The following is a 681-nucleotide window of genomic DNA, read 5'->3' on the forward strand; positions in this document are numbered from 1 at the left end:
ATGACGTCAAAAGATGATGTAGCTCCTGTGGCAACTATGGAGCAGGTCGCAAAGTTTCAAGAGCGACGCCGCTGGGCAAAAGTGGCTTGGGTATACAGCGCATTGATTCTAGTTGCAACGGTAATGCTAGGCACGTTCGTTGTTGCTTTCCTGGCGAGTTTGAAAGATGACCCGCTAGAGCAGCCATTTAAATTCAGTTTTGCTCAGGTTCAACCAAGCAACTGGGGTGCTGCATACCAACTTGGTCAAGAGGGCAACAACGCGCCAATGTTCGGTGGTTTTGCTCCGGGTGCAGAGGTTAACTTCACGGTGACTTATGCAGTGGAAGAGGGCAAGGAATTCAAGGTTCCGACCATCGAAGTTCCGCGTCGTCGTCCGGGTACAGGTATGGCTGCTGCGACAGTGACGGATTTCGCTTCTGATTACGCCGATGTCACGTATGTCGAGAAGCGTGGCCGCAACGAGATTACAAAGCAAGGCCAGAGCCAGACTTGGGAGTTCAATGTTCGTTATCAAGGTAATGGTCCTGAAATTGCGACGCTTCCTCTAACTGTTGAAGCACCACGTGGTCAGGTGCTGATTGATAGCACGCTAGCACCAAGCAAGATGGAACGTCGCGGTCGAGTAGCGGCATGGGATAACGCTGCGCCGGGTTTGATTGGTTATGTACTTAAGTCTTAC

General features: G+C 51.2%; 1 pseudogene. It reads left to right on the top strand.

What is annotated here, in order from left to right:
* Window positions 1–681: pseudogene (locus KIV40_RS33145) on the top strand (carbohydrate ABC transporter permease); the annotation flags it as partial.

Source organism: Vibrio sp. D173a (genome assembly GCF_030248475.1).